General features: G+C 73.8%; 5 protein-coding genes. 3 read left to right on the forward strand and 2 right to left on the reverse strand.

Going from position 1 to position 5,948, the window contains the following annotated elements; translation table 11 throughout:
* Positions 1-225: 225 nt before the first annotated feature.
* Positions 226-1,443, forward strand: a complete 1,218-nt coding sequence (locus AB0D44_RS34060) for a CaiB/BaiF CoA-transferase family protein (protein ID WP_362598698.1) — start codon at positions 226-228, stop codon at positions 1,441-1,443.
* 56 nt (positions 1,444-1,499) lie between these two features.
* Here AB0D44_RS34060 and AB0D44_RS34065 read toward each other — a convergent pair whose 3' ends face one another.
* A complete protein-coding gene (locus tag AB0D44_RS34065; protein ID WP_076046471.1) occupies positions 1,500-1,769 on the reverse strand; it encodes a hypothetical protein in 270 nt (89 codons plus the stop codon).
* Positions 1,770-2,029: 260 nt separating this feature from the next.
* On the opposite strand from AB0D44_RS34065, the gene AB0D44_RS34070 reads away from it, so the two are divergent.
* Complete coding sequence (locus tag AB0D44_RS34070; RefSeq protein ID WP_362598701.1) at positions 2,030-3,739, forward strand: serine/threonine-protein kinase; 1,710 nt, start codon at positions 2,030-2,032, stop codon at positions 3,737-3,739.
* Here the strand turns inward: AB0D44_RS34070 and AB0D44_RS34075 are convergent.
* Positions 3,723-4,526 carry an SGNH/GDSL hydrolase family protein gene (locus AB0D44_RS34075; RefSeq protein ID WP_362598707.1) on the reverse strand — a complete coding sequence of 268 codons (804 nt, stop codon included), beginning with the start codon at positions 4,524-4,526 and terminating at the stop codon, positions 3,723-3,725. The two genes, AB0D44_RS34070 and AB0D44_RS34075, sit on opposite strands and share 17 nt — an antisense overlap.
* A gap of 206 nt (positions 4,527-4,732) precedes the next feature.
* Between AB0D44_RS34075 and AB0D44_RS34080 the strand changes: the two genes are divergently transcribed.
* Entirely contained in the window at positions 4,733-5,830 is a 1,098-nt protein-coding gene (locus tag AB0D44_RS34080; RefSeq protein ID WP_362598704.1) for a DUF5925 domain-containing protein, read from the forward strand.
* The last annotated feature ends 118 nt before the right edge of the window (positions 5,831-5,948 follow it).

Genomic DNA, 5,948 nt, shown 5'->3' on the forward strand with positions numbered 1-5,948 from the left:
GTACGTCCAGTACGGGGGCATCCGGCCGGCACGCCGAGAGCACGCACCGGACACCGCTCCTTCACCACGGACCTCCGTCAGACACCCCCTAGGCGTGTTCCCCCGGGACACCCGGGCCGGCACCGGACGACGCGGGCTTGACCGGCACGATCCGCAAGAGACGGCCCGGGCCGAGAGGGAGAGGGGGGTGACAGGACGGCCCCCGACGGGATAGGCATCGGTGCCATGGACACCGAAAGCGCCGCGCCCGCCCCCGAGCCGCTCCCCCTCGCCGGAATCACCGTCGTCGCCGTCGAACAGGCCGTCTCGGCCCCCTTCGCCACCCGCCAGCTCGCCGACCTCGGCGCCCGGGTGATCAAGGTCGAGCGCCCCGACGGCGGCGACTTCGCGCGCGCCTACGACACCGCCGCGCACGGCCTGGCCTCGCATTTCGTGTGGGCCAACCGCGGCAAGGAGTCGCTCGCGCTGGATCTGAAGGACCCGCGCGGCCGGGAGGTCCTGCACGGGCTGCTGGCCGGCGCCGACGTCTTCGTACAGAACCTCGCGCAGGGCGCGGCGGCCCGGCTCGGGCTCGACTCGGCCGCGCTGTGCGCACGGTACCCGCGGCTGGTCGCCGTGGACGTCTCCGGCTACGGCTCCGAAGGCCCGTACGCCCACAAGCGCGCCTACGACATGCTGGTGCAGTGCGAAGCGGGCCTGGTCTCGGTGACCGGCACCCCGGAGCAGCCCGTCAAGGCGGGGATCCCGGCGGCCGACATCGCGGCGGCCATGTACGCCTTCTCGGGGGTGCTCGCGGCCCTGCTGCGCCGCGGCGTCACCGGGCGCGGGGGCCGGGTGGAGGTGTCCATGCTGGACGCGCTCGCCGAGTGGATGGGGCATCCGCTGCACCACACCATGCACGGGGGCGAGCAGCCCGTGCGGACCGGTCTCGCGCACGCGGTGATCGCGCCCTACGACGCCTACCCGACGGCCGACGGCGACCGGGTGCTGCTGTCCGTGCAGAACGACCGGGAGTGGCGGCGCCTCGCGCAACAGGTGCTGGATCGCCCCGAGTTGGCCGAGGATCCGGGATTCGCGACGAACGCGGCGCGCACCGGCAACCGGGAGAAGACCGACGCGGTGGTGGCGCAGGCCCTGGCCCGGCTGGACGCGGACGAGGCGATCGGACGGCTGGAGGCCGCGGGCATCGCCTGCGCGCGGCTGAACTCGGTGGCCCAGCTGGCGGGCCATCCGCAGCTGGCGGCCCGCGACCGCTGGCGGGAGGTGGGATCACCGGCCGGTCCGCTGCGGGCCCTGCTCCCGCCGATCGGACTGCCGGGCGGCGCGGCACCGCACATGGGTGCGGTGCCCGCGCTGGGTGAACACACCGAGACCCTGCTGCGCGCCCTGGGGATGACGGGCGCGCAGATCTCGGAACTGCGCCGGGAGGGTGTGGTGGCGTAGGGCCGGGGAGCCGGAGCCGAGCCGAAGGGAAGGCTGCGGTGCGGGGACCTGGACTGTTACGAGCGGCGGCTGCCGAAGAGCGTGCGACGCAGACGGCGCAGCGGCGCGAAGAGCGAGACGCGCGCGCTCCGGCTCCGCAGGCGGTGCGTGTGGTCGCGGGAGGTGAGCTCGCGCATCAGCAGGGTCGCCTCGGCGGTCTCCCGGTGCGGGACGGCAGGTCCGCCCAGCACGGCGAGATGGCGGTCGAGGCGCGAGCTGGTCGCACTGCTGCCGCAGGTGATGGCAGGCACGCGAGGCGGCCTGCTGCGCATTGCTATCTGTTCCATGTTCTCTCCCCACCCGTACGAGGGCACCCGGCCCGGGCAGGTTAACCCTATCGTCCCCGCGTCGCGCTCGGGTATCCCGGTGAGTGTGAATTACCCCTACTGCTACGGGGAGTTGACGGTTACTCAGCGGAGTTGACGGTCACTCTCCGCACAGGCGCGCCGGTGTGCGGGCCCGCTGGGCGAGTCGCGTCATGACGAGGGTCACTTCGCACGCCCTGCGCTAACTTGAAGTGATCGCCTGGTGACCCGTGGGGGCGCGTATGAGTGGGAATGCAGCCGGTGTGGACGGGCAGTCGAGCCCCGATCGTGTCATCGCGGGCCGGTACCGCCTGCTGGATCCCCTCGGCCGCGGCGGCATGGGCGTCGTGTGGCGGGCCCGGGACGAGGTGCTGGGCCGCGAGGTCGCCGTCAAGGAGGTACGCGCGCCGGCCGGGATGGATCCCGCTGAACTCCAGCGGATGTACCGGCGGCTGGAGCGGGAGGCGTGGGCGGCGGCCCGGGTCGCACACCGCGGCGTGGTCACGGTCTACGACGTGGCGTCCGAGGACGGCCGGCCCTGGATCGTGATGGAGCTGGTGCGCGGGCTCACGCTGGCCGAGGTACTGGAGGCCGAGGGGCCGATGTCCCCGCAGCGCACGGCGCACCTCGGGGAACAGGTGCTGGCGGCGCTGCGTTCGGCGCATGAGGCGGGGGTGCTGCACCGGGACGTGAAACCCGGAAACGTGCTGGTCGCCAATGACGGCCGGGTGGTGCTGAGCGATTTCGGGATCGCGAGCCTGGAGGGCTCCTCGGCGATCACCATGACGGGCGAGGTGGTCGGCTCCCCCGAATTCCTCGCCCCCGAGCGGGCGTTGGGGCGCGATCCGGGACCCGAGTCGGATCTGTGGTCGCTCGGGATCATGCTGTACGCGGCCGTGGAGGGGGTCTCGCCGTTCCGGCAGGAGACCCCGGTGGACACGCTGAGGGCCGTGGTCGACGCGGAGTTGCCCCCGCCGCGCCGGGCCGGTCCGCTGGAGCCCGTACTGGAGGGGCTGCTGCGCAAGGACCCGGCCGAGCGGCTGTCCGCCGCGGAGGCGGCCCGGATGCTGCGGGTGGTGGGCGCGGGCGGGGCCGTACGGGCCTCCGGCGGGCCCGTGTCGGGGCCGGACTCGCCGACGGCCGCCGCGCCGCACCACCGGGAGCACCACCGGCAGGGGCCGCGGCCGTCCCCGTACGGGGAACCCACGCCGCCGGGGCCCGCACCCGCTCCGGCTTCCGCTCCCGGGCGGCCGCCGCACGAGGGCCGGGCCGGGGCGGTGCTCGTGGCCGGGATCGTGGTGCTGCTGCTGGCGCTGGCCGCCCTGGGATGGCTGCTGCTGAAGGATCTGGGCGCGGGCGGTGGCAGCGGCGGGGCGGGCCCCGCGGGCTCGGCGACCACGGCCGGGGCCGCCACCACCCCGGCTTCCGCACCGCCGTCCGCCCCGGCGTCCCCGCCCGCGTCCGCGTCCGCCTCGGCTTCCGCCACGCCGGGACAGCACGTCTCCGTGTACGTGGACACCGTGCGCGCCTCGTACACCGGCAGCTGCCCGCCGCCCGCGGACCGCGCGCCCTCCTTCACCGCCACCGTGGAGGTGGAGCGCGTTCCGGTCCGGCTGGACTACCGCTGGGCCACGCGGAGCGGGCAGACCTCCGGCCCCGGCTGGCAGTCCCTCGCGTACGGGGAGGGCGGGCCGATGAGCCGGCGGCTGGAGCACACCGAGCTGACGCACGTGCCGGGCGCGGGATACGAGGACGCGGTCCGCCTGGAGGTGCGGGGACCGGCCGAGGTGGCCACGCAGTGGGTCTCCACCTCCGTGACGTGCGAGGAGGAGACCCCGACGAGCGGGGCCCCCTCCCCTGGTGCGAGTACCTCACCGAGCCCGCCGGCGGCCACGGACGGGCCGGCGGCGGGCCCCTCCGCCGGCGCCCAGCCGGTCAGGCCGCGTTGGTGAAGACGGGCAGGTAGCCGCTGGACTGTCCGGCGGCCGTGGGATGGTACGACTCACCGATGTTGAGCCAGTTGACACTGTGCAGCCACGCACTGCCGGAGCAGATCTCGTGGCCCGTGAAGGCTCCGACGACCGAGGCGTAGGCGAACCCGTGGTCGGCGGCGCGCTTGGCGATGGTGGCGTTGAGGTGGTCGGCCGCGCCGTTGATGGCGGTGCGCTCGCCCTCGGTCAGGCCGGTGGTGCAGGTGCCGTTCAGCTTGTAGAAGCGGGGATAGCCGAGGACGACGACACGGGCGTTCGGGGAGCGGCCGGCGATGGCGTTGTAGACCTGGTCGAGCTGGCCGGGAAGGGTGGAGGTCACGTACGCCTTGGCCTCGTTGACGCGGCTGACGCAGGTGGCCTCTGACTGGAGCACACAGGTCGTCATGACGTCGGAGAATCCGGCGTCGTTGCCGCCGATGGTGATGCTGACGAGGTCGGTTCCGGAGTTCAGCGGGGCGAGCTGGCCGGCGAGCACGTCGCCCGTGCGGGCACCCGAGCATGCGGTGAACGAGAAGGTCTGCGGGGCGTGGGCGGCGGCCCACAGCGCCGGGTAGGCGCGGGTGGTGCGCTTGCAGGCGCCGCTCCCGCTGTCGTAGTTGCCGGCGCCGACGCCGGAGGAGTACGAGTCGCCGAGGGCGACGTATCCGAAGTCGGCCTGGGCGGCGGCCGCCTGGCCCGCGCCGGACAGGGCGGCGCCCGCGGCCAATAAGAGGGTGGAGGCGAGCGCGGCGAAGCGGGGCATTCTCATGCTCATGTGTGCGGCTCCTTGTGGGGGTTACTCCTGAGTCCGTGGTACAAGGAGCCGGGGTTGGCTGGAAGTGTTCATGCCAAGAATTTTCGGAGCAGAGTTGCTGGCCGAACCTTCACTCCCGACGTGTTTGAAGAGGGAACCCGTCCACCCGATCCGGCGAAACACGGGTGCACGAGGGCACCACGTGCCGGATCATGGGCGCCATGCCAGCCAACCCGCATGACGCGCTGCCGATCCGGCTCAACGTCGACGACAGCGATTCGCCGTCGGACGTCGTCGACGCGCTGTTCCTCGGCCGGTTCGCGTCCGGCGAGCAGCCGTTCTCGCACAGCGTGTCGATCGACCGGGTCAGGCCGGGCGCCCCCCTGCTGCCGCCCGAGGCCACCGTGTTGCGCTCGGCGCGCGACAGCGACCGCAGCGCCACCCTCGCCGAGGGCGAGGGCTGGACCATGCTGGTCTCCCGCTGGAGCCGGGGCGCGGACGTCACGGTGACCGCGGTCAGCGACGAACTCGCCGCCGGTGTGCTCGGCCGGGCCACGGAGGGGGCGCAGGACGATCCCGAACCGCAGCCGGAGAACGTCACGATGGGGTTCTGGTACGTCTCCCCGCGCCGCGGCCCCTATCGCACGACCCGTCAGATCGCGGCCGGTACCTGGGCCGAGGTCCGGCCCAACTACACGGCGCCGGTGGCCGGGGCGATGGACCGGCTGATGAAGGTGACCCCGGACGACATCGCCGGCCGGCTGCTGCTGCTGCACGGGCCGCCGGGGACGGGCAAGACCTCGGCACTGCGCACCCTCGCCCGTTCCTGGCGGGACTGGTGCCAGGTGGACTGCGTCCTGGACCCGGAGCGGCTGTTCAACGACGTGGGCTACCTGATGGACATCGCGATCGGCGAGGAGGAGGGCACGGCGAAGGGCCGCTGGCGGCTGCTGCTGCTGGAGGACTGCGACGAGCTGATCCGCGGCGAGGCCCGGCACACGGCCGGGCAGGCGCTGTCCCGCCTCCTCAACCTGACGGACGGCCTGCTGGGGCAGGGCCGCAACGTCCTGGTCGGCGTCACGACGAACGAGGACCTCGAGCGGCTCCACCCGGCCGTGGTCCGGCCGGGGCGCTGCCTGGCCCGCATCGAGGTGGGCCGGCTGACCCACCGCGAGGCGGTGGACTGGCTGGGAACGGACGAGGGCGTCTCCCGCGAGGGCGCCAGCCTGGCCGAACTCTTCGCCCTGCGGCGCGGCACCGGCCCGGCGGCGGTGCTCCCGCCCCAGCCGCACTCCTCCGAGGCGGGCCTGTACCTCTGACGCGGAACCCGGCCCGGAAGCGACGGCTAGGGGGTGTCTGACGGAGGTCCGCGGCGTCGCGGTGCCCGGCACGCACTCTCGCCGCACCGGCCGAAAGCCCAAGTACGTCCAGTACGGG

Source organism: Streptomyces sp. NPDC048349, from assembly GCF_040651925.1.
In the GTDB taxonomy this organism is placed as follows: domain Bacteria; phylum Actinomycetota; class Actinomycetes; order Streptomycetales; family Streptomycetaceae; genus Streptomyces.

Excerpts from the sequence above, each read along its gene's own strand:
- AB0D44_RS34075 (WP_362598707.1), bottom strand. The coding sequence starts at position 4,526 with ATGAGAATGCCCCGCTTCGCCGCGCTCGCCTCCACCCTCTTATTGGCC.
- AB0D44_RS34060 (WP_362598698.1), top strand. The coding sequence starts at position 226 with ATGGACACCGAAAGCGCCGCGCCCGCCCCCGAGCCGCTCCCCCTCGCC.
- AB0D44_RS34080 (WP_362598704.1), top strand. The coding sequence starts at position 4,733 with ATGCCAGCCAACCCGCATGACGCGCTGCCGATCCGGCTCAACGTCGAC.
- AB0D44_RS34065 (WP_076046471.1), bottom strand. The coding sequence starts at position 1,769 with ATGGAACAGATAGCAATGCGCAGCAGGCCGCCTCGCGTGCCTGCCATC.
- AB0D44_RS34070 (WP_362598701.1), top strand. The coding sequence starts at position 2,030 with ATGAGTGGGAATGCAGCCGGTGTGGACGGGCAGTCGAGCCCCGATCGT.